1 protein-coding gene is annotated in these 405 nt (G+C 67.4%); it reads right to left on the bottom strand.

The features are described 5' to 3' along the window. Window positions 1-305, bottom strand: a 305-nt coding sequence (locus AB4Z35_RS30895) for a cupin domain-containing protein (RefSeq protein ID WP_442101285.1), incomplete at its 3' end; no start/stop codon positions are given. Window positions 306-405: the final 100 nt, after the last annotated feature.

Raw genomic sequence — 405 nt, 5'->3', positions numbered from 1 at the left:
GGGATGAACAGCGCCTCGCCCGCCTTCAGCGTCACCGGCGCGCGGCCCTCCAGCTGGTATTCGAGTTCGCCCGCCAGCACGTAGGCGATTTCCTCGCCCGGATGGGCATGCTTGATCGAAACCGCGCCCGGATCGAAGTCCACCCGCACCTGCACGGCTTCGCGCCCCGGCGTGCTCAGGTCGCTCTGCACCAGGTCCGTGCGGTGGAGGCCGACGTTCTGGGCGTGCGCGGCCTGGAACAGGCCCGCGCCGGCCAGCAGGACGGTAGCGGCGAGGATGCGGCTGGAGGTACGGGTCGAAGTCATGGGAAGCCTTTGCGTTGCAGTGGAAAGAGTCGCCATTGCATCGCGCTGGTGTGTGGCGGATGTATCGGGCCGGGGACGGTTCTGTATGCCGATGTACGAA

This window comes from Pseudomonas sp. KB_15 (assembly GCF_052114525.1).
In the GTDB taxonomy this organism is placed as follows: Bacteria; Pseudomonadota; Gammaproteobacteria; order Pseudomonadales; family Pseudomonadaceae; genus Aquipseudomonas.
The sequence above is the reverse complement of the archived record's forward strand: the minus strand, read 5'-3'. Positions and strand labels throughout refer to the sequence as shown.